19 protein-coding genes are annotated in these 19,496 nt (G+C 57.7%); 6 read left to right on the top strand and 13 right to left on the bottom strand.

The annotated features are described in order from the left end of the window. Positions 1–4: 4 nt before the first annotated feature. Entirely contained in the window at positions 5–478 is a 474-nt protein-coding gene (locus N6L25_RS05685) for a MarR family winged helix-turn-helix transcriptional regulator (RefSeq protein ID WP_271978783.1), read from the top strand. Here N6L25_RS05685 and N6L25_RS05680 read toward each other — a convergent pair. Continuing rightward, complete coding sequence (locus N6L25_RS05680) at positions 426–2,693, bottom strand: ATP-binding protein (protein WP_442915215.1); 2,268 nt, start codon at positions 2,691–2,693, stop codon at positions 426–428. The two genes, N6L25_RS05685 and N6L25_RS05680, sit on opposite strands and share 53 nt — an antisense overlap. A 113-nt stretch (positions 2,694–2,806) precedes the next feature. Continuing rightward, complete coding sequence (locus N6L25_RS05675; protein ID WP_271978781.1) at positions 2,807–3,580, bottom strand: hypothetical protein; 774 nt, start codon at positions 3,578–3,580, stop codon at positions 2,807–2,809. Between the two features lie 236 nt (positions 3,581–3,816). On the opposite strand from N6L25_RS05675, the gene N6L25_RS05670 reads away from it, so the two are divergent. Further along, the gene (locus N6L25_RS05670; RefSeq protein ID WP_271978780.1) at positions 3,817–4,848 is read left to right on the top strand and encodes a LysR family transcriptional regulator; all 1,032 of its coding nucleotides are present in this window, start codon (positions 3,817–3,819) and stop codon (positions 4,846–4,848) included. A 49-nt stretch (positions 4,849–4,897) separates the two neighbouring features. Here N6L25_RS05670 and N6L25_RS05665 read toward each other — a convergent pair whose 3' ends face one another. The 7 genes from N6L25_RS05665 to N6L25_RS05635 form a co-directional block, all read right to left on the bottom strand. After that, positions 4,898–5,863 (bottom strand): GNAT family N-acetyltransferase, encoded by a 966-nt coding sequence (locus tag N6L25_RS05665; protein WP_271978779.1) that lies wholly within the window; start codon positions 5,861–5,863, stop codon positions 4,898–4,900. Beyond that, complete coding sequence (locus N6L25_RS05660; protein WP_271978778.1) at positions 5,860–7,011, bottom strand: cupin domain-containing protein; 1,152 nt, start codon at positions 7,009–7,011, stop codon at positions 5,860–5,862. The genes N6L25_RS05665 and N6L25_RS05660 overlap by 4 nt, the downstream gene beginning before the upstream one ends. Positions 7,012–7,014: 3 nt before the next feature. After that, the gene (purB, locus tag N6L25_RS05655; RefSeq protein ID WP_271978777.1) at positions 7,015–8,382 is read right to left on the bottom strand and encodes an adenylosuccinate lyase; all 1,368 of its coding nucleotides are present in this window, start codon (positions 8,380–8,382) and stop codon (positions 7,015–7,017) included. Positions 8,383–8,448: 66 nt separating this feature from the next. Further along, positions 8,449–9,090 (bottom strand): high frequency lysogenization protein HflD, encoded by a 642-nt coding sequence (hflD, locus tag N6L25_RS05650; RefSeq protein WP_271978776.1) that lies wholly within the window; start codon positions 9,088–9,090, stop codon positions 8,449–8,451. Further along, the gene (mnmA, locus tag N6L25_RS05645; RefSeq protein WP_271978775.1) at positions 9,087–10,247 is read right to left on the bottom strand and encodes a tRNA 2-thiouridine(34) synthase MnmA; all 1,161 of its coding nucleotides are present in this window, start codon (positions 10,245–10,247) and stop codon (positions 9,087–9,089) included. The genes hflD and mnmA overlap by 4 nt, the downstream gene beginning before the upstream one ends. 48 nt (positions 10,248–10,295) lie before the next feature. Beyond that, complete coding sequence (locus N6L25_RS05640) at positions 10,296–10,745, bottom strand: NUDIX hydrolase (RefSeq protein WP_271978774.1); 450 nt, start codon at positions 10,743–10,745, stop codon at positions 10,296–10,298. Beyond that, a complete protein-coding gene (locus tag N6L25_RS05635; protein WP_271978773.1) occupies positions 10,742–11,389 on the bottom strand; it encodes a pseudouridine synthase in 648 nt (215 codons plus the stop codon). The genes N6L25_RS05640 and N6L25_RS05635 overlap by 4 nt, the downstream gene beginning before the upstream one ends. Positions 11,390–11,628: 239 nt before the next feature. Between N6L25_RS05635 and icd the strand changes: the two genes are divergently transcribed. Beyond that, entirely contained in the window at positions 11,629–12,891 is a 1,263-nt protein-coding gene (icd, locus tag N6L25_RS05630; protein WP_271978955.1) for an NADP-dependent isocitrate dehydrogenase, read from the top strand. 136 nt (positions 12,892–13,027) lie between these two features. Here the strand turns inward: icd and N6L25_RS05625 are convergent, their stop codons facing one another. Continuing rightward, positions 13,028–13,321: a cold shock domain-containing protein gene (locus N6L25_RS05625; protein WP_271978772.1), complete on the bottom strand. Its 294-nt coding sequence runs from the start codon at positions 13,319–13,321 to the stop codon at positions 13,028–13,030. Positions 13,322–13,677: 356 nt separating this feature from the next. On the opposite strand from N6L25_RS05625, the gene clpS reads away from it, so the two are divergent. The 3 genes from clpS to N6L25_RS05610 all read left to right on the top strand — a co-directional run bounded on the left by clpS (position 13,678) and on the right by N6L25_RS05610 (position 17,620). After that, positions 13,678–14,037 carry an ATP-dependent Clp protease adapter ClpS gene (gene clpS / locus N6L25_RS05620; protein ID WP_271978771.1) on the top strand — a complete coding sequence of 120 codons (360 nt, stop codon included), beginning with the start codon at positions 13,678–13,680 and terminating at the stop codon, positions 14,035–14,037. 18 nt (positions 14,038–14,055) lie between these two features. Beyond that, positions 14,056–16,329: an ATP-dependent Clp protease ATP-binding subunit ClpA gene (gene clpA, locus N6L25_RS05615; protein ID WP_271978770.1), complete on the top strand. Its 2,274-nt coding sequence runs from the start codon at positions 14,056–14,058 to the stop codon at positions 16,327–16,329. 259 nt (positions 16,330–16,588) lie between these two features. After that, positions 16,589–17,620 carry a putative solute-binding protein gene (locus N6L25_RS05610; RefSeq protein ID WP_271978769.1) on the top strand — a complete coding sequence of 344 codons (1,032 nt, stop codon included), beginning with the start codon at positions 16,589–16,591 and terminating at the stop codon, positions 17,618–17,620. Positions 17,621–17,686: 66 nt separating this feature from the next. Here the strand turns inward: N6L25_RS05610 and infA are convergent, their stop codons facing one another. From infA to aat, 3 genes are all read right to left on the bottom strand, one after another. Continuing rightward, entirely contained in the window at positions 17,687–17,905 is a 219-nt protein-coding gene (gene infA / locus N6L25_RS05605; RefSeq protein WP_007350942.1) for a translation initiation factor IF-1, read from the bottom strand. A 121-nt stretch (positions 17,906–18,026) separates the two neighbouring features. Continuing rightward, positions 18,027–18,740 (bottom strand): arginyltransferase, encoded by a 714-nt coding sequence (locus N6L25_RS05600; RefSeq protein ID WP_271978763.1) that lies wholly within the window; start codon positions 18,738–18,740, stop codon positions 18,027–18,029. After that, positions 18,741–19,454: a leucyl/phenylalanyl-tRNA--protein transferase gene (gene aat, locus N6L25_RS05595; protein ID WP_271978761.1), complete on the bottom strand. Its 714-nt coding sequence runs from the start codon at positions 19,452–19,454 to the stop codon at positions 18,741–18,743. Positions 19,455–19,496: the final 42 nt, after the last annotated feature.

The following is a 19,496-nucleotide window of genomic DNA, read 5'->3' as shown; positions in this document are numbered from 1 at the left end:
GACCATGACCACTGACGCCGACCCGTTGTTGGCGTTGGATAATCAGCTCTGCTTCGCCATCTACGCGGCAAATCGGGCCGTCACCGCCCGTTATCGGCCGTTGCTGGCGGAGCTGGGGCTGACCTATCCGCAGTATCTGGTGATGTTGGTGCTCTGGCAGGCAGACCGTGATGGGGAGCGGGTTAGGGTCTCGGATATTGGCCAGCGCCTGCGGCTCGATACCGGGACCTTGACGCCGTTGCTGAAGCGTCTGCAGGGGGCTGCGTTGGTAGAGCGCCGGCGGGACAGTAGTGATGAGCGGGTGGTCACGATTGCCTTAACGGGGCGTGGCCGCGAGTTGCGCCGGCGCGCCGTCGCAATCCCTGAGCAACTGATGTGCAGCAGCGGTATCGATCCGCAGCGCCTGGAGGCGCTTCGCGAGGAGCTCAGGAGCCTGCTGGCTGCGCTGGATCGTGCTGACGGCTCCAGCGTTGGATGACCGCTAGCAGATCCTGCCGGTTGTAGGGTTTGGTGATGTAGTCGTTCATTCCGGCGGCAAAGCAGTCGTCACGATCACCCTGCATCACGTTGGCAGTAACGGCAATGATCGGCAAGTCCTTCCAGCCCGGATTTTCGCGGATCCTGCGGGTTGCAGTGTAGCCGTCCATCACTGGCATCTGGCAATCCATGAGCACAATGTCATAGTCCTGCATCTCCAGCGCCTTCAGCGCAATTTGGCCATTCTCAACCACGTCGACGATGTGCCCCATTTTCTTCAGCATGGTGCTGGCCACGAGCTGGTTGACCTGATTGTCCTCCACTAGCAACAGGGTGAGCGGCCGAGCGCGTTCCCGCTCGCTGAGCGAAGGAGCTGTTGGCTCGGTGCGGGCGGGCCCAGGCTGGCAGAGGGCCCGGTGCAGAGCCTCCCGCTGCAGTGGGAGGGTGACGGAACTCTGGAACGGCTGTGCCGTGTAAGTACCGCTGCTGTCGAGCCAAATCACCCGCTCTCCTTGCCAGCTGTCGGCAAGGTCGCTGAACTCCGATGGCTCGGGCACGGTAATCAGGACGCCGCGATTCGGGGTGTTGGGGGATCGAATGGGTATGCCCCAGGCACGCAGTTGCTTTTCCACCGCCGTGCGGTGTGGGTGTTCCCGGGGCAGGGCAAGAGTCACCCCGTTGCTTCTCAGCTCGTCGGTAACGGCGCTGAGCTTGCCTTGATCCAGGTCCGGTTTGTGGGACGGAAGGGACAAGATGACGGTAAAGTGGGTGCCGCGATCTGGCTCTGAGTCCAACAGGATCTGACCGTGCATCCGTTCTACCAATTGCCGGCACAGAGTCAGGCCCAGACCGGTTCCACCGTACAGGCGGGTGGTGTCGGAGTCGGCTTGGGCAAATGGCGCAAAAATGCGGTTGAGGCCTTCAGCGGACATGCCGATGCCGGTATCGATAACTTCCAGTCGAACCTTGCCGTTGGCCTGCTTTACCTGAATGCGAACTTCACCGGTGTTGGTGAACTTGATGGCATTGCTAAGCAGGTTGTTGATGATCTGCCGGGTACGAGTGGGATCCCCAAGGAACGTCTCCGCCAGATCCGGTTCAAGGTCGGCCACCAGGTCAATGTGCTTGCGGCGGGCCTGTTGGGCATGGAGCGCGGCACACTCTTCCACCAGTCGTCGCAGGCTGAACGGAATCACCTCCAGGTTCAGTTTGCCGGCTTCGACCTTGGAAATGTCGAGGATGTCATTGAGCAAACCCAGCAGGCTTTGGCCTGCGTTGTAGGCGATCTCCAGGCGATCACGCTGACCAGTTGCCAGCTCGCCTTCCAGTGCCAGGGAAAGCATACCCAGTACACCGTTGAGGGGGGTGCGTATTTCATGACTCATATTGGCAAGAAACGCTGCCCGAGAGCGAGCCCGGCGAACGGCGTCCTCCTTGGCCTTGATCAACGCACGGTTGCCTCGCTGTAAGGCTTCGTTCTTTTCAGAAATTTCCCGAGTACGATCGACAACTTCGGATTCCAGTTGGCTGGAGTAATTTTTCATTGCGGTTTCCGCCGCACGAAGCTGTGCCAGACTGGAGTCGATGGTACCCAGGTGGTCATTGACGATGTTAATCATCAGGCCGATTTCATCGTCCAGATGTTTCAGTGGCACTGGCAGGCGAATTTTCTCGGGTGACTCCGTATCTACTTTGCTCAGTGCTTTTACCACCTTGAGCATCGGCTTGGTGAGCATGAAGTAAAACAACAACAGCAGCATGACCGAGAGCACCAGGCTTTTGATAAAGCCGCTGGCTAGCGTATAGCCGGCGCGTTGCAGAAAACTCAGACCATAGTGATAGGTATCGATGGTAATGGCGAGTTGCCCCAGGGGGATGTTGGCCAACTGTGGGACGCTCAGTTGGTCAGCGTAGAAGCGGCTGGAGCCGAACAGCAAGTCACTAACCCAGCGGTACCTGGAATCGGGACTGCTCTCGCTGGCTGCCGCGAGGGTACGGCCATCCGGATCGATGATGCGGGTGTCGATGATGGCTGGATGCTGCAGCAATCCGTCCAGGAGTTCCTCTGCGAGCCGCACGTCGATGTTGTAGGCAATCTGTGACGCTGGGCTGCGGCTGATCTTCATGAGGGCCTGGATATCTTCGTCCATGGCTTCGCGAGCCTGGAAAAAGTCCAGAGTTACCTGCGACAGATTCAGCACCAGCCCCAGAGCCATGGCCAACAGCACGGTATTGCGAGTAAGACGGTACGAAAGGCGTTTGGTGAGCCGAGCAGTCACTGAGCGTTGGATCCCGTTATCTAATTGTTGTCTGGAAGGCCGGCGCCAGGTTATTCATCATAGTCGGCTTTTTTCTTCCATTTGTCGTCTTCGAGAAAGGTACCCCATTCCTTATCCAGACGATTTTGCTCTTCAGTAACCGGTTTCGCCTGCCCCTCGCTGAGTTGGCCTTCGAGTTCTTTAATTCGTGTGCGCAGGCTCTTGATCACTTTCGCCGCCAAGGGATTGTCCTTCGATTTGCCCATTTCGGTGCAGGCCAAATGATACTCATGAATGGCCTTGCGTTTTTCGTTTTGACGCAACAGTTCCCGGGCCTGGAATATGTGGAGGTCGGCGTGGGTTTTATGCACCAGGAACAACACATACCTCAGGTTTTTCTTCGTCGTCGCGTTGTCCAGTTCGCCGGCTTTGTTAAGGCTTTCAATGAGCTTGAAAAGGTTTTCCAGTAATTCCTTTATCCGAGTGGATTTTGCCGGGGAATCGATTCGCAATGGCGGTCGCTGATCTTGATCGTCTTTGACCTTCTGTTGGCGTTGGCGCGCTTCTGCCAGCCAGTCTGCCACCGGTAGTGCGGTGCCGAGCTTTTCCAGGTTTTGGCAGGACGCTTCCATGCGTTGGAGCAGTATCAGTTTGAGCTCATTGGTCAAGTACTGGCTTGGCAGCTCGTCGAGCAGAATTGAAGTGCGCTTGTAGCCATCCTCAAAGGCTTTGGCTTTGCGTGCGCGTTCAATTTTCGCTCGCTCGCGAAGTTGGGTGACGGCGATGGCTGCAATTGACAGGGCCACGATTGCGGCCAGCAGCCCGATAATCAGGGTGGTATCCATAGTAACTGAGCGTGCTCCGAATCGCCCCCAACGAAGAGGCAGCATTATCTATTGAATGTAGAGCATACAGAAAATCCCACAAGCTGCCGAAAGATTAGCAGAAAGCGGATTGGCCAATCGCCATAGGGTACACCTTTCGGGGCTTTCTATCATTGCTGTGTATTGGTACGCTCTAGACTATTGATGCTGTGAATGCACACATGAGAGGCGGCCCGTTCGCCGCGAGAAACAAAGCGATGGATATTTCCCGAGTTGATCTGAATCTGCTGGTGTATCTTGACGTGCTGTTGCGGGAGCGGAATGTAACCAAAGCGGCCAACCACCTGGGCATAACGCAGCCCGCCATGAGCAACGGCCTGCGCCGGCTGAGAGACCTGTTTGGGGATCCACTGCTGGTACGCACCAGCGAAGGCATGACCGCCACCGAGCGGGCGACGGAGCTGCAGCCGCTGGTGCGCAGTATTCTGTCAGACATTGAGCAGGCGGTTCAGGAAAAGACGCCGTTTTCGGCCGGTGAGAGCCAGCGTGTGTTTCGGATCATGGCCAGTGACTATGCCGAATCCTGCCTGATGCCGCGGGTGCTGCGGCGGATTCGACAAGAAGCCCCTAATGTGACTCTGGATGTATTGACGCCCAGCGATGTCAGCTTCCTGGATGTGGAGCAGGGGCGTCTGGACATGGCGATTAACCGCTTTGACAAATTGCCCCAGTCTTTTCATCAGAAAACCTTGTGGACCGAGTACTTCGCCTGCCTGATGAATGCCCGCAATCCGATTCTGCGCCAGCCGTTCACTCTTGACAGCTATCTGGACGCTAGCCACATCTGGGTCAGTAAGACCGGATTTGGCGTTGGTGTCGGCGTCAATCCGAAGGATGTGCAGCGGCTGGGCTGGGTTGATGAGGCGCTGTCACTGATTGGCCATAAGCGGCAGATTTCGGTGTTCACCCGGCATTACCAGGTGGCCATGCTACTGGCCGAGCAACATGACCTGATTGCGACCTTGCCGTGTCGCGCGGCCTGGTTGCAAAAGGACAACGCCAACCTGGTGGTCAAGGCCCCGCCTTTCGAGATTCCTCCATTTGAGCTGAAGATGGCCTGGAGCCCGCTTCTCCAGCACAATCCGGACCACCAGTGGTTGCGTCGTCTGATTGTGGAAGTGGCGGAAGAGGTCGACACCGAGTTCGCACCGTTCGGTGGGCGCTTCGAGGGGGCTTGGCAAGCCTCCGACGCCAAAGGGTTAAAAGGGTTAACTGAGCCGTCGGAATAGCCGGTGCGCGCCCTGCCGCTGACGCCCGGTTTGCGTTGCCCGGGCCGGACTAAATGCCGAGTTGGCGAAATTCCTTCGATGGGCTAGCCACGTCCCACATCCGCTGGAACGCCTCAGCCATCAGCTTGGCCCGGCCTCCTGCGGCCAACAGGGCCAGACCCGCGGGTTTGCCGAACTCATGCCGGAAGAGCACCGCTTCCCGATCGGCAATCATGAACGGTTGATCCTCGAAGGGGTGATCCTCGCTGATCGTGCGGAGCTCTATCTTGCTGGGCAAGCGTTTCATTAACTCGACAATCTGGTGGCGCTTCTTCACCAACGGCTTGTCGTCGTGAATCAGCAATCGTATTTCACTGAGCCGATGTCGACGGGCGAGCGCTGACAGGATTTCACGGAAGCGCTGGCGATCATAGAGATCATGCTCCAGTTCCCGGTCGTACAGCCAAAGCTTCTGCCGGGCCTGATTGGCCACCGAGTCCATGACCTGTACCAGCTGCTGTTCGGAAGCGACCGGCCAGCTGCCATGATCCTTGCCCATCACCATGGGGGCGGGACGCCGATCAAGTTCTGGCAGTATCAGGTCCGGGGCCAGACACCGCATATCGAGGTGGGGGATGCCGGCATCGTCGTAGGGCAGCGAGCAGACGTGGAAGCCAAAGCGCTGATAGAAGGCGACGGCGTGTTCCTGTGCCGAAAGATAAAGATCCTGAAAATGGCCCTGGGCCTCCGTCAGCATCTGTCGCATAAGATGGTCTCCGATCCCCTGGCCACGATGGCTGGGCAGCACCGCCATGCGACCGATGTGGGCGGTGTCGGTCACCGACGGGTACATTCTCGAGACCCCGACCGGCAGGTTCTCCGCGGTGACCGCCACGAAATGGTCGGCTATTTCATCGGTATCGTCCCATTCCAGTTCAGGCGGCACCCCTTGTTCTTCGATGAACACCTTCTGCCGGATATCTTTCAGCGATTGAGGGGCCAGCTGCCAGCTGTATTTCCGGATTCGGATCTTCATTCGAAATACAGGCTGCCCTGATTGTGCAGGGCGGTCACCAACTCGGCCAGGGCAGGCTCTTCGAGTAAAGGAACTAGCAGATCGGCATCGACGTTGGCGGACCGGCACAGAATGGGAGCCAGTTCTCTGGCCTCACCGCGTAACAGGTAGCGCTCACCATCGACAAACAGTGCGGTTTCGTCGTCCAGTTCATGGAAGGCGAAACGGGAGCCTTCGTTCCACCGCAGCGGCTCCTGGTGCCTGAGACGTTCAAGCAGCGCGTCTGGCGCCAGCGGGTCTTCGGCCGGCACAACAATGTCCAGGCTCTTCGGCGCGGTGGAGAACTGGCCAAACCAGAGCGCCAATTGCCGTCGGTCCGACAGCTTGTCGCGAATCATGGCCTCCAGCTCGCCAATTACCTGCGGGCCGATGGCACCGGGATTGTTCTGGGGTTTGAGTCCTGGATCGGTGAAATGTTGGGAGGCGTCCGTCTGGCTGCACAGGAAATCGGTGTAACCGGTCAGGATATCGTCCATGGAAGGGGCACGAAAGCCGATGGACAGCGTAATGCAGTCATTCAGGGCAACGCCGTGATGGCCGATCCCGGGCGGGAGGTACAGCATGTCGCCGGGCTCCAGCACGACCGTTTCCTCGCCGTCCCAGCTGCTGAGGATACGCAGCGGCGTACCCTCGACCCGGGGGGCGGTGTGATCGCAGTGGCCGCCGAAGGTCCATTCGCGCTGGCCCTCGACCTGCAGCAGAAAAACGTCGTACTGATCGTAGTGGGGGCCAACACTGCCACCTTGCGGGGCGTAGCTGGCCATGATGTCATCCAGGCGCCAGTTAGGAATGAAGCGAAATGCCTCCAGCACGTCCGCAATCTCCGGCGCCCAATGATCCAGCCCCTGAATGAGCAGGGTCCAGTGGGTCGGAGGCAGAGACGCAAAGCGTTCCGGTGTAAATGGGCCGTTGTGCAGCTGCCAGGGTTTGCCTTCGTCCTGTTCGATCACGATGCGGGATTCGACCGCGTCCTCGCAGGCCAATCCGGCCAGTTCATCTGCCGTTATCGGGCAGCGGTAGCCTGGCAGCGCCTGGCGGATCACCAGCGGCTTCTTCTGCCAGTAGTCGCGCAGGAATGCCTCTGTCGTGAGTCCGCCTAGTACGTCCATGGATCAGATCGCCCCGGCCTGGTCTGTTGCGTTACCGATGTAGCGTGCCGGGGTCAGGGCAAGCAGCTCAGTCTTGGCTTCTTGCGGAATATCCAGTTTCTCGACGAAGTCACGGATCACCTCGGCCGTCATGGCCTTACCGCGGGTGAGGTCCTTGAGCTTTTCGTACGGCTTTTCGATGTTGTACCGGCGCATCACGGTCTGGATGGGCTCGGCCAGGACTTCCCAGGCGTTGTCCAGGTCCTCCGCCAGGCGACCGGGGTTTACTTCCAGTTTGCCCAGGCCTTTGAGGGTGGCCTCGTAGGCAATCAGGCTGTGAGCGAAGCCGACGCCCAAGTTGCGCAGCACGGTGGAATCGGTCAGGTCCCGTTGCCAGCGAGAGATCGGCAGCTTGGCGGACAGGTGAGCCAGCAGTGCATTGGCGATGCCGAGGTTGCCTTCGGAATTCTCGAAATCGATCGGGTTAACCTTGTGCGGCATGGTGGACGAACCCACTTCGCCTTCCACGGTTTTTTGCTTGAAATAGCCCAGGGAGATGTAGCCCCAGATATCCCGATCCAGATCGATCAGGATGGTGTTGAACCGGGCTACCGCATCGAACAACTCAGCAATGTAGTCGTGTGGTTCAATCTGGGTGGTGTACGGGTTCCAGCTCAGTCCAAGAGCTTCAACGAAGGCCTTGGCGTTGGCGGACCAGTCGATGTGGGGGTAGGCGGACAAGTGGGCGTTGTAGTTGCCCACGGCACCGTTGATCTTGCCCAGCAGCTCAACGCCCTGGATCTGTTTTAGCTGCCGTTGCAGGCGGAAGACCACGTTTGCCAGTTCCTTGCCCACGGTGCTGGGAGAGGCGGTCTGACCATGGGTGCGGGACAGCATGGGGAGGTTGGCGTGTTGCTTGGCCAGCTCGCTAAGCCTGTCGATTACCCGTTCCATGGCCGGCAGCAGGCCTTCATGCAGGCCTTCCCGTAGCATCAGGCCGTGGGACAGGTTATTGATGTCTTCCGAGGTACAGGCAAAGTGTACGAACTCGGTGACCGCATTGAGTTCCGGTACGCCGGCAATCTTCTCTTTGATGAAATATTCCACTGCCTTGACGTCATGATTGGTGGTGCGCTCGATGGTCTTTACCCGTTCCGCGTCCGCTAGGCTGAAATCGTTGACGATGGAATCCAGCACCTGATGGGCGGCGTCCGAGAAGCCCGGCACCTCGTCGATGGCGGAGTGTTCGGAGAGTTGCTGCAGCCAGCGGATTTCAACGGTTACCCGGTTTCTGATCAAGCCGTATTCACTGAACATGTTGCGGAAGACGCTGACTTTGCTGCCATAGCGTCCATCGACCGGTGAAATGGCGGTCAGGGCGGTGAGTTCCATCGAAAACCTCTCAAATCATCAAAGAAAAAACAGGGTTAATTATGATACACCAGCCGTGACCGGTAATCAGTCGTAAACCGACCTATTCGCCTGCTCTGCAAGCGCTTTTGCCGAAACGACGGTCTTGCGGCGGGTAAAAATGAGTTGCCAGCGACGACCGCCGGTCTGGCGCCAGAGCACGGCCGAGCGAATGCCGGCCAGCAGTAATGCGCGGATCTTGGCGGCGTTCTCGTCGATTCTCAACACGTTCGGATCCCCGGTCACCTGGATCCGTGGGCGCAACGTGCTGATGGTGTCCGTGTAGATCGACGCCAGGTTGCTGATCAGGTTGCTGTGGCTGTAGCCGAAATGGTCAGCGGTATGACGGGCCTGATCAATCCGGCTACCAATAATGTCCAGCATGTCGCGGTTGCGATTAAGCTTGGATTCCAGGTGCATCAGGTTGAGGGTATAGCGCAAGATTTCAACCTCCTGGCGTTGACTCTGTTCGCTCAGCACGTTGGCCAAGGTGGCCAGGCCTTCCCGCAGGTCCTTGAGCTCGCCGTATACGCCGAGGGTTGAGTCCGGCGCGGTCGCAAACAGCGAGCGAAGGCTGGTTTCCAGGCTGGAGTCGGCGCAGCGACCGGTGTGGGCGATCTGTTGCACCAGGGCGGTCGCCTGGCAGATCCCGGCCAGGGCCAGGGTCTGATCCTGCAGTGAGCGGCTCATACAGAGGCTCCGTTGGCGGTGGCGTTTTTGGGGGCGGCTTCGCCGTCGCGCCAGGTCTGCTCGATAACGCCACCACCCAGACACACCTCGCCATCGTAGAAGACCACGGACTGGCCAGGGGTCACGGCGCGTTGGGGCTGGTCGAATTCGACCCGTACGCCGCCGTTGCCCGCATTCACCATCACCCGGCAGTCCTGGTCAGGCTGTCGGTAGCGGGTCTTGGCCTTGCAATGGAATTCCTCTGCTGGTGCCTGACCGGCTACCCAGTCAATAGCGCCGCTGAGCAACCCTCTGGAAAACAGCAGGGGATGGTTCTTGCCCTGAACCGCCAGCAGCACGTTACGTTGCAGATCCTTGTCGGCAACGTACCAGGGGTCGTCATTGAAATGGCGGAGGCCACCGATGCCCAGGCCCTGACGCTGGCCAATGGTGTGGTACATCAGACCCTGATGGCGGCCGATGATCTGGCCGTCGGGGGTTTCAATGTCGCCCGGTTGAGCGGGCAGGTACTGTTTCAGGAAGTCACGGAATTTCCGTTCGCCAATGAAACAGATGCCGGTTGAGTCTTTCTTGTCGTGGGTCACGAACCCCTGTGCCTCGGCGATACGCCGCACCTCCGGCTTCTCCAGCTCGCCAACCGGGAACAGGGTGCGGGCGATGCGATCACCCGACACAGCATGCAGGAAATAGCTCTGGTCCTTGTTTGGATCCAGCCCCTTTAACAGTTGCGCTCGCTGAGGATCACCGGACAGAAGGCGCTGGCGGGTGTAATGGCCGGTGGCAATGAAGTCGGCGCCCAGGGTCACGGCGTAGTCCAGAAAGGCGCGGAATTTGACTTCCTTGTTACACAGGATGTCGGGATTGGGGGTGCGACCGGCACTGTATTCCGCGAGGAAGTGTTCGAATACCCGGTCCCAGTATTCGGCGGCAAAACTGGCGGTATGCAGGGGGATTCCAATGGCATCCGCGACCGCCTGGGCATCGGCAAGATCGGCCATGGCGGTGCAGTATTCGGTACCGTCGTCCTCGTCCCAGTTCTTCATGAACAGGCCTTCCACCTGGTAGCCCTTGGACTTCAGGAGCCAAGCCGCTACGGAAGAGTCGACGCCGCCAGACATGCCGACGATCACGCGGGTGTTTTCGGGTGCTTTGGTCATTGCTGTGCCGATGCTGGTAAAACGCCGAAGTGTACCACCGAAGTGGGCCTACGTCTGCGGGTCGACAATGACGTCCAGCGGATAACGGCGGCCATTTCGGAAATCCTCTATACAGCGCAGAACCAGGGGGCTGCGGAGTTGCTCCTGGCGGGCGCGGAGTTCTTCCAGGGACAGCCAGTGGGTGGCGATGATGTCGGTGTCGAGGTGATCCGTCAGCTTTTTCACCGCTCGTGCCGAGAAGCAGAGCCGATAGTAGGTGACGCCATTGGCGGGCGCCTTATAGGTATAAAGGCCGAGAAAGTGCTGGACTTCCACTTGCCAGCCGGTCTCTTCCAGCGATTCCCGGATCGCGGCGTCGAGTATGGCCTCATCTTCTTCGATGTGGCCCGCCGGCTGGTTCAGCACAATGCGTCCCTGACTGCGCTCTTCCACCAGCAGGTACCGTTGTTGGTCGTCCTGCACGACGACTGCGACGGTGGCGTGGGGTGTCCAGGTCATGATTTCGAAGCCCCCCTGGGCTGAGTGCGGGCGTTCTGGTGGGACCGACGCTGGCGTTGCGCGCCGTTTCGGGTTGGTCGTCTCGGAGTCTTGGTTACCGGCAGGTGTACGTCGACCGTTATGCTTTCTCCAGGCGCCAGATCCTCCAGACTCCAGTTGCCGATGCGAATCCGGATCAGCCGCAAGGTCGGGAATCCCACCGCTGCCGTCATCCGCCGGACCTGGCGGTTGCGGCCTTCCGTTAGGGTGAGCTCGATCCAGGAGGTGGGCTGGTTCGGTCGCTGGCGGATGGGGGGTGTTCGGGGCCATACAGTCGGCGCTTCCAGGCGGCGTGCCTGGGCTGGGCGGGTAGGGCCATCCTTGAGCTCGACACCGTCGGCAAGCCGGTTGAGGGCGGCCTGATGGATATCGCCTTCAACCTGTACCCAATAGGTTTTCGGCATCTTTTTGCTGGGGGCGGCAATACGATGCTGTAGCTGACCGTTGCCGGTCAGTAGCACCAATCCCTCAGAGTCGTAGTCCAAGCGCCCGGCGGGGTAGACCTCCGGTGTCGCAACGTAGTTTGCCAGGGTCTCGCGCCCCTGGTCGTCGGTGAACTGGCACAGAACCTGAAAAGGCTTGTTAAGTAATATCAAGGTGGCCATGGCTTACTGGGCGCAGACAAAGCGCACTGGGGGCTCCGAGGTTGTTAGTGGGACTGTACTAAGCTTTAGAGAGCCGTACGGCCGCACCAGGATTACCACGGTGGGGGCTGAACTGGCTGCGGGCGTGGTTCAAGGGCTCGTTGCTGGAACTATATCGCAGCTACGGCGTCGCTTTAAATACGGTAGGCGTGCGCGCCCGCCAACAGCTCAGTACTGGCGTGATAACGGGAGGCTGGATAATGGCCTATAGCAAGGTTGTGAAACCGGTGGACGGTGACCGAATCGTCGTTAACGCTGATCTTTCCCTCACGGTGCCCAGCCATCCGATCATCCCCTTTATCGAAGGCGATGGTATCGGGGCGGACATCACGCCGGTGATGCGGCGCGTGGTGAATGCCGCCGTGGAAAAGGCGTATGGAAACAAACGGGCGATCGCATGGATGGAGGTGTATTGCGGTCAGAAGGCCACCGAAATCTATGGTGCGGATGCCTGGCTCCCGGACGAGACCCTGGAGGCGCTGCGGGATTTTTCGGTGAGCATCAAAGGGCCTCTGACCACGCCCGTGGGAGGCGGGTATCGTTCGCTGAACGTAACCTTGCGCCAGGAGCTGGATTTATACGCCTGCATCCGGCCGGTGCGTTATTTCAAAGGCGTGCCAAGCCCGGTCAGCCATCCCGAATTGACCGACATGGTGATCTTTCGCGAGAACTCGGAAGATATCTACGCGGGTATCGAGTGGGCGGCGGATTCGGAGGATGCAAAGAAGCTGATCCGCTTCTTGCAAGATGAAATGGGCGTGACAAGCATCCGGTTTCCGGAAGGCTGCGGTATCGGCATCAAGCCGGTTTCGAAGGAGGGCACGCAGCGATTGGTTCGCAAGGCCATCCAGTACGCCATCGATACCAATCGGCCTTCGGTCACCCTGGTCCACAAAGGCAACATCATGAAGTATACCGAGGGCGCCTTCAAAAACTGGGGATATGAGCTGGCGGCAGCGCGGTTTGGCGCTGAGCCGCTGGATGGCGGGCCTTGGCATGTGATGCGAAATCCGCATACCGGGGAGGACATCGTGATCAAGGATGTGATTGCCGACGCCTTCCTGCAGCAAATTCTGATGCGGCCGGACGAGTACAGTGTGATTGCAACCCTCAATCTCAATGGCGACTACATTTCCGACGCTTTGGCCGCGGAAGTGGGCGGCATCGGGATTGCGCCGGGTGCCAACATCGGGGGCTCAATTGCGAATTTTGAGGCGACCCATGGCACGGCTCCAAAATACGCCGGGCAGGACAAGGTCAATCCGGGTTCGTTGATTTTGTCGGCCGAGATGATGTTGCGGCACTTGGGGTGGGCGGAGGCCGCCGACCTGATCATCACCGGTATGGAGGGAGCCATCGCCGCGAAGACCGTGACCTACGATTTCGAGCGTCTGATGCCGGATGCCAAGCTGCTTAAGTGCTCAGAATTCGGCGAGGCGGTCATCGCAAACATGGATGAATAGGCGAACGAAGCACTCCGCTCACGAAAAATGATGAGCGAATAACCGGGTAGGGCGCACAAAGCGCCCCGTTCGATCTCCGGATCTGTCTATCCGAAAACCGTGTCGAAAGATATGAGTTGCCGCCTGAATACGTGTTTCAGGCGTTCACCGCTCGTGGGTGTTGCGTAACATTGGAATCGTCGGCAGCCTGCTTGGCTTCACCACTATTTTCCCGTTTCGCTGGTTGCTCCACCGGTACAATGTTGACCGCGTGGATGCCTTTGTCGCTAGGCTTTTTATCAAAGGTAACCGCCTGGCCAGCTTTGAGGGTCTTGTACCCTTCCATTTGCACCGATGAAAAGTGGGCAAACAGATCGTCGCTGCAGCCATCTTCGATAATGAAGCCGTAGCCCTTGGCGTTATTGAACCACTTCACTTTGCCTTGAGGCATTTTGAACTCCCCTGTTCCGTCATTATCACCATTATTATTGGTATGAAGGCCGTGATCCGGTCTTTACCAAGCCGCTCTCGGCTTCCATCCGGTAGCAGGCCAAGATACGTCTTCGGCATTCGTGTTACAGAAATTACATCGCGTAACACGAATTAACATAGCAAGGGATACTCTCGGCCAATATTCGGTCATAGTCAATAGTATTGGTCACCGGAATAGCTGGTTGGAATGCGCACCGAGACGTTATTATGGTGTTATTGATAACCAGCTCACGCTGTCTTTGGGGGGAAGCCCTTGAAAACAGGGTGGGATGAATCCACTTTCAAAAAAATGGCATCGATTTCCGGTACCGAATCATGCGGACTATCCAAAATTCTCTACTAGTATTAAATCAAGGGAGCGAAGAAGAGCCTGGGCATCATGAAGATCTCAGTCTTGCCCCGGAAAAACCGGCCCTCAAGCGCCCAGCGCGCTATCGGGTTGTGTTGCTGAACGACGATTACACCCCCATGGACTTCGTGGTGGATGTATTGATGAAGTTCTTTGGGATGAATGAAGAAAAGGCGACCCAGGTGATGCTGCTCGTCCATACGCAGGGAAAAGCCGTATGCGGGGTATTTACCCGTGACATCGCGGAAACGAAAGCTGCACAGGTGAACCAGTATTCCTCGGAATGCGAACATCCGCTGCTGTGCGAGATTGAACGTGCGGACTGATAGACCTTGGGGTGGCCCATGCTGAGCAAAGATCTTGAAAATACGCTGAATACGGCCTTTAAAAATGCCCGCGACAAACGCCATGAATTCATGACGGTTGAACATCTGCTGCTGGCGTTGCTGGATAACGATTCAGCCGTTAGCGTCCTGAAGGCCTGTGGTGCTGACCTGCAACAGTTACAGGAAGAGTTGGTTGAATTTGTAGATTCCACGACACCGCTGATCCCTAGCAGTGATAGTGACCGCGAAACACAGCCGACCCTCGGGTTCCAGCGTGTGCTACAGCGGGCGGTGTTTCATGTACAGTCGTCGGGTAAAAAGGAAGTGACCGGCGCCAATGTCCTGGTCGCCATTTTCAGCGAGCAGGAAAGCCAGGCTGTTTATGTGTTGAAGAAGCAGAACATTGCCCGGATCGATGTGGTGAATTTCGTATCGCACGGAATCTCCCGCGTCCAGGGTGCCGACGACCAGGAAGGCGGCGCCGACCAGGCTTCCCATGAGGAAGGGACGGAAGACGGTACCTCCAGCAAGCCGCTGGAAAGCTATGCGACCAATCTGAACGAACAGGCCCGCCAGGGCCGGATCGATCCACTTATCGGCCGGGAGCATGAGGTTGAGCGGGTGGTCCAGATTTTGGTGCGTCGGCGCAAGAACAACCCACTTCTGGTGGGTGAGGCTGGCGTTGGCAAGACCGCCATTGCCGAAGGCCTGGCTCGCCGTATCGTGGACAGTCAGGTGCCGGAAATCATCTCTGACGCAGTGGTTTACTCCCTGGACCTTGGCGCCTTGCTGGCCGGCACCAAATACCGGGGCGATTTCGAGAAACGCCTGAAGGGGCTGCTGGCGGACTTGAAAAAAGAAACGCACGCCATTCTCTTTATCGACGAAATCCACACCATTATTGGCGCCGGCTCCGCGTCTGGCGGGGTGATGGATGCCTCCAACCTGTTGAAGCCCATGCTCAGTTCCGGCGAAATCCGTTGCATTGGTTCGACGACCTTTTCAGAGTTTCGGGGCATTTTTGAGAAGGACAGTGCACTGGCACGCCGCTTCCAGAAGATCGATGTCAATGAGCCGAGCGTGGAGGATACCTATCAGATTCTGCGGGGGTTGAAACCTCATTTCGAGAAACATCATGAGCTCAAGTATACCGATGAGGCGCTCAGGGTGGCGGCGGAGTTAGCGGATCGGTACATCAGCGACCGGCATTTGCCGGACAAGGCGATCGACGTTATTGATGAGGCAGGTGCGCGTCAGCGGCTGCAGCCGGTGGGCAAGCGCAAGAAAGTGATCGGCGTGTCGGCGATTGAGGACGTGGTCGCGACCATTGCCCGCATTCCGCCGAAAAATGTCTCCACCAGCGACAAAGACCTGCTGCGCAATCTTGAGCGGGACTTGAAAATGGTGGTGTTCGGACAAGACACCGCCATCGAGTCCCTATCCACCGCCATCAAGCTGGCCCGAGCCGGTTTGAAGGCGCCGGAAAAACCGGAGGGGGCATTCCTGTTTGCCGGGCCCACCGGGGTTGGTAAAACCGAGGTGACTCGCCAGCTGGCCAAGGTGTTGGGCATTGAGCTGGTCCGGTTCGATATGTCCGAATACATGGAGCGGCACACAGTATCCAGGCTGATTGGCGCACCTCCCGGCTACGTAGGTTACGATCAGGGCGGTTTGCTCACCGAGGCCGTCAACAAGCATCCGCACTGTGTACTGTTGCTGGATGAGATCGAAAAGGCGCACCCGGAAGTGTTCAATTTGTTGCTCCAGGTGATGGATCACGGGACGCTCACGGACAACAACGGTCGTAAGGCGGACTTCCGTCACGTCATCCTGGTGATGACCACTAACGCGGGTGCCGAAAGCATGGCTCGTCGTTCCATTGGCTTCAGTGAACAAGACCATCGCACGGATGGCATGGAGATCATTAGTAAGACCTTCACGCCGGAGTTTCGTAACCGCCTCGACGGCATCATTCAATTCGGAGACCTGGATAAGGCAACGATCACCCACGTCGTTGATAAGTTCCTCACCGAACTGCAGGCCCAGCTGGACGAAAAGCATGTCGTGCTTCACGTTGATGAAGCGGCCAAGCAATGGCTGGCGGAGAAAGGCTATGACGTTACCATGGGCGCTCGCCCAATGGCACGACTGATACAGGACAAGATCAAGCGTCCTCTGGCGGAGCAGATCCTGTTTGGGGCGTTGTCTGATCGCGGTGGTGAGGTCAACATCCATCTGGATGACGATGAGCTGGTATTTGATTACGAAAATGAGCCGGCCGAAGCCGTGTAGTGAGAGCCCCCGGGAGGGGGCCTTCCTGTAAATGCCAATGAAGAGCCACACCAGATAGTCGGTGTGGTTTTTTTTGTGGCACATTTGGCCGACAGGCGAAAATTCTACGTTGCTGCTGTCAATTCCTTTCTTTCGACAATATGACATGGTTCCTTACGAAATCGTAGGATTCCCTGCGCCGGTTGCACTTTACTGGTTGATCCCGCGTTAAAGTGCATTCTGAATGTCCTCCAACAATAATGATAAGGAGATGAGTCGAATGAAGTTGTCCCTCGCAGTCCTGCTCGGCATTGTCCTAGCGTTCAGTATGTCCACCGCCAGCGCCTTGGAACGCAAGCAATTTTGTGTGTTCGATATTGGTGGCGCCAGTGGCTTCGTCTACAAGACCCTGGAAAACTACAGGCGTGAGGTCGCCGGAGAAGGGGTCCAGCTCAGTATGCGACCGTTCACTGATGAAGAAGCGGTGATTGCTGAGTTTAATGAAGGAAACTGTGACCTGATTGCGGTGACCGATATTGGGGTCCGCAGGTTCAATGACTTTACCTCGTCCATCAGCGCGATTGGTGCAATTCCCCGTTATGAAGATCTGAAGGTCCTGATGCACATTCTCGCTAGCCCGAGGGTGGCTGAGCATCTCGAAAACGAGTCACACCAGATTCTTGGGGTGGTTCCCATGGGCGCGGCGTACCTGTTCGTCAATGACCGGACCCTCGATCATGTCGATGAGATACAGGGCAAGCGGGTGAGTGTCTTTGAGGGCCATCATGATGCCAATTTCATGATCAACCATCTTGGTGGCGTTGCGGTGCCTGCCAAAACCTCCAACTTCTCCCAAATGTTCAATAATGGCGAGGTAGACATCAGCTATGCGCCAGTTGCAGCCTACGAGTTGCTGGAGATGTTTCGTGGTATGGGCGATACCGGAGGTATCGTTCGTTATCCGGTTGGGCAGGTGACAACCCAGTTGGTGGCGCGAACAGGCGAGTTTGATGAGCGGTTTGTGCGCAAGTCACGCCGGATCGTGTCCCGGCTCTATTCAGAGGCCATGCGCATCGTTCGGGAGTTTGAGGATCGGGTGCCGGAAGAGCGCTGGGTGGATATTTCTCCCGAGGCGGTACTCGGCTATCAGGAAATGTTGCGAGGGGTTCGTGTGAGCCTGAAAGAATCTTCCGATGAAGACGCGGTGCTGGCGGCGGCTGCCTATAATGAGGATATGATGACCATCTTGCGCAAGGTGCGTTGCTACACCAATCCCGGTGGCCAGGAGTGCGCCGCCGAGGATAGGGAATAACCGGTCCCGAAATCCTGCTCCACAAAAAAAGCCCCGAAGTTCGGGGCTTTTTCAGATGTCAACCCATTAACGGGCGCGATACACAATGCGGCCCTTGCTCAGGTCGTAAGGGGTCAGCTCAACTTTGACCTTGTCGCCTGTCAGGATACGGATGTAGTTTTTGCGCATCTTTCCTGAAATGTGAGCGGTGACAACGTGGCCGTTGCTGAGCTCCACTCGGAACATGGTGTTGGGCAGCGTATCGATAATGACGCCTTCCATTTCAATGACATCTGTCTTCGCCATTCAGTAGAAACCTCGTTTGGTGGACTTTGCGAAATTTTAAATTGCGCAATTCTGCCTGAATTATAGCCGTTTGGCAAAAGGCCTGATGTCGGAAAGCGTGATCCCCCAGCGGATACGACCTCTACGTGGGTTCGAGTTCCTGCCAGTGTCCTTCGATGAGCGCCTCGATGGGCTTGAATCGGGTCTTGTAATTCATCTTGCGGCAGGCTTTGATCCAGTAACCCAAATAGAGATAGCTGCCACCACGCCGACGGACTTCCTCGATTTGCCAAAGAATGGCGAAGGTGCCCAGGCTGCGTCGTTCCTCGCTCGGGTCGAAGACAGTGTATATGGCGGAAAGGCCGTCTTCCAGGGCGTCGACTACCGCGAGGCCCACCAGGCGTCCCTGTTTGCGCATTTCCAGGAAATGGGTGTCGGTAGCGCCTTCCACAAGAAACGAGGTGAATTGCTCTCTGGAAGGGGGGTACATATCACCGTCGGCATGTCGCTGCTGAATGTAGAGCTCGTAGAGCTGGTAATACTCTTCGAAAAAGCCCGCTGGCACCAGCTCGCAATCAAGGTCTGTATTGCGGCTGAGCACCCGGCGCTGCCCGCGGTCCAGACGGAATAGATTGGCGTTCAGCCTGACCGGGATACAGGCGCTGCAGGATTCACAGTGGGGGCGGTAGTAATGGGAGCCGCTGCGTCGGAAACCCAGGGCGGTCAGCTGGCTGTACAGTCGTTTGTTGATGTCGGCGCGGGGATCCACAAACATGGTGACCGCCTCGCGATCTGGCAGGTAACTGCAGTCGTGAGGGGGGGTAGCAAAGAACGCCAGGGTTTTCAGGTTGGTCATTCACGCCTCCGGCCCCGTCCAGCGCCACTGGAAGTTCCAATCCCGCTGGACTGGTGGTCTGTCGACACTTGCTTCCAGTATAGATAAAAACTCGGCGCGTGGAATGCATCGTGCGCCCATCCGTAATAGGTGACCGCTTTCAACCTGGCAGTCAATGAGGTTGTAGCCCCATGCACCGAGCTGCCCCGCCAGGTGTACCATCAACGCCTTGGAGGCATTGGTTTCCAGCGAAAACATCGATTCGCCGAAGAAGCATCGCCCCAGCGCGAGGCCGTACATGCCGCCCACGAGCCGGCCATCCTGATTCCAGGCCTCAATGGAATGCACGATGCCTTTCTGGTGAAGGCGGGAGTATGCCTCGGTCATTTCGTCCGTAATCCAGGTGCCTTCCTGGCGGCTTTCGGCGCACAGGCGGATAACCTCTGGGAATGCCTGATCGGCGGTAATTCGAAAGCGCTGTTGATTGAGCGTGCGCCGCAGGCTGCGGGACACGTGAATCTCTTCGGGGAAAAGCACACAGCGGGGGTTGGGGGACCACCACAGAATGGGCTGGTCGTCGCTGTACCAGGGAAAGATGCCTTGGCGGTAGGCCAGTACCAGGCGGTCCGGTGACAAATCTCCGCCGAGCGCCAATAAACCATCGGGGTCTTCTAAGGCCTGATCAGCCGGAGGGAACCAGAGACGGTCGGGGTCTATCCAGGGTAGCGTCGCCATCCGCTTCTTCGGGCTGGTGAATGAGAGGGGCTGAAGCCTTCA

Origin of the sequence: Marinobacter sp. SS21 (genome assembly GCF_028369065.1) — a bacterium.
Taxonomy (GTDB): domain Bacteria; phylum Pseudomonadota; class Gammaproteobacteria; order Pseudomonadales; family Oleiphilaceae; genus Marinobacter.
Note: the sequence above shows the minus strand (reverse complement) of the source record. Positions and strands in the feature narration are given on the sequence as shown.

Excerpts from the sequence above, each read along its gene's own strand:
- infA (WP_007350942.1), bottom strand. The coding sequence starts at position 17,905 with ATGGCGAAGACAGATGTCATTGAAATGGAAGGCGTCATTATCGATACG.
- aat (WP_271978761.1), bottom strand. The coding sequence starts at position 19,454 with ATGGCGACGCTACCCTGGATAGACCCCGACCGTCTCTGGTTCCCTCCG.
- N6L25_RS05625 (WP_271978772.1), bottom strand. The coding sequence starts at position 13,321 with ATGCCTCAAGGCAAAGTGAAGTGGTTCAATAACGCCAAGGGCTACGGC.
- N6L25_RS05610 (WP_271978769.1), top strand. The coding sequence starts at position 16,589 with ATGAAGTTGTCCCTCGCAGTCCTGCTCGGCATTGTCCTAGCGTTCAGT.
- hflD (WP_271978776.1), bottom strand. The coding sequence starts at position 9,090 with ATGAGCCGCTCACTGCAGGATCAGACCCTGGCCCTGGCCGGGATCTGC.
- purB (WP_271978777.1), bottom strand. The coding sequence starts at position 8,382 with ATGGAACTCACCGCCCTGACCGCCATTTCACCGGTCGATGGACGCTAT.
- mnmA (WP_271978775.1), bottom strand. The coding sequence starts at position 10,247 with ATGACCAAAGCACCCGAAAACACCCGCGTGATCGTCGGCATGTCTGGC.
- N6L25_RS05640 (WP_271978774.1), bottom strand. The coding sequence starts at position 10,745 with ATGACCTGGACACCCCACGCCACCGTCGCAGTCGTCGTGCAGGACGAC.
- N6L25_RS05670 (WP_271978780.1), top strand. The coding sequence starts at position 3,817 with ATGGATATTTCCCGAGTTGATCTGAATCTGCTGGTGTATCTTGACGTG.
- N6L25_RS05680 (WP_442915215.1), bottom strand. The coding sequence starts at position 2,693 with ATGGCTCTGGGGCTGGTGCTGAATCTGTCGCAGGTAACTCTGGACTTT.
- N6L25_RS05685 (WP_271978783.1), top strand. The coding sequence starts at position 5 with ATGACCACTGACGCCGACCCGTTGTTGGCGTTGGATAATCAGCTCTGC.
- N6L25_RS05665 (WP_271978779.1), bottom strand. The coding sequence starts at position 5,863 with ATGAAGATCCGAATCCGGAAATACAGCTGGCAGCTGGCCCCTCAATCG.
- N6L25_RS05660 (WP_271978778.1), bottom strand. The coding sequence starts at position 7,011 with ATGGACGTACTAGGCGGACTCACGACAGAGGCATTCCTGCGCGACTAC.
- clpA (WP_271978770.1), top strand. The coding sequence starts at position 14,056 with ATGCTGAGCAAAGATCTTGAAAATACGCTGAATACGGCCTTTAAAAAT.
- N6L25_RS05635 (WP_271978773.1), bottom strand. The coding sequence starts at position 11,389 with ATGGCCACCTTGATATTACTTAACAAGCCTTTTCAGGTTCTGTGCCAG.
- icd (WP_271978955.1), top strand. The coding sequence starts at position 11,629 with ATGGCCTATAGCAAGGTTGTGAAACCGGTGGACGGTGACCGAATCGTC.
- N6L25_RS05675 (WP_271978781.1), bottom strand. The coding sequence starts at position 3,580 with ATGGATACCACCCTGATTATCGGGCTGCTGGCCGCAATCGTGGCCCTG.
- clpS (WP_271978771.1), top strand. The coding sequence starts at position 13,678 with ATGCGGACTATCCAAAATTCTCTACTAGTATTAAATCAAGGGAGCGAA.
- N6L25_RS05600 (WP_271978763.1), bottom strand. The coding sequence starts at position 18,740 with ATGACCAACCTGAAAACCCTGGCGTTCTTTGCTACCCCCCCTCACGAC.